The organism is Vibrio sp. D173a (genome assembly GCF_030248475.1).
Genome location: NZ_JAHGAH010001475.1, coordinates 1 through 723, shown reverse-complemented (window position 1 = coordinate 723; position 723 = coordinate 1). Strand labels below are relative to the sequence as shown.

The 723-nt window shown below is 45.0% G+C and carries 1 protein-coding gene and 1 pseudogene; both read right to left on the bottom strand.

The genetic code is table 11. From position 1 onward, the window contains the following. Positions 1–65: 65 nt before the first annotated feature. Positions 66–565, bottom strand: a pseudogene (locus tag KIV40_RS34170) (aminotransferase class III-fold pyridoxal phosphate-dependent enzyme); the annotation flags it as partial. 15 nt (positions 566–580) lie between these two features. After that, positions 581–723 (bottom strand): aldehyde dehydrogenase family protein (locus tag KIV40_RS34165; RefSeq protein ID WP_285353883.1); only part of this gene is annotated, 143 nt, incomplete at its 5' end.

Here is a 723-nt window from a genome sequence, read left to right as displayed (position 1 = left end):
CGTTTTCACCGATTTATAAATAAAAATCTTCAGGGAAGTTATGACTCAACAAGACATTAAATTCATTGCCTTTGACCTAGACGGTACTTTGCTTGATAGTATGGTGCATGGAAGATCTCATTAGGGAAAGGACCAAAGCCCGCTTTGTATGGTGCAACTTTACCTGTCAGACCCATTGTCATGTTCGTACGACCATGGAAACCACCTTTGAATGCGATAACGCCACTACGACCAGTATGAGCACGTGCTACTTTCACTGCGTTCTCTACTGCCTCTGCGCCCGTGGTTAAGAAAATCGCTTTCTTTTCGCTATCGCCCGGTGCAAGTTCAGTCAGTTTTTCCGCCAGTTCAACAAACGAACCGTACGGTGTCACCATCGCACAGGTATGAGAGAAGTTGTCCAGGTATTGGTTACCGCAATGCCTGCAGCAAAATCGATGTATTTGTTGCCATCTACGTCCCATACATGGGCGTTCTCTGCTTTCTCAACGTAAAGTGGATAAAGTGCGCCCATACCTTGAGCGATTACTTGGCTTCTTCTTTGGTGTAGTTGTTGGTTAGTCATTGTTTTGTCCTTAAATTAGTTGCCGCCAAAGCAGAGATATTTGATGTCCATGTATTCATCGATACCTTGTTTTGCCCCTTCACGTCCGATACCAGACTGTTTTACCCCACCGAACGGAGCCACTTCGGTAGAAATCATACCTTCATTAATGCCGACAA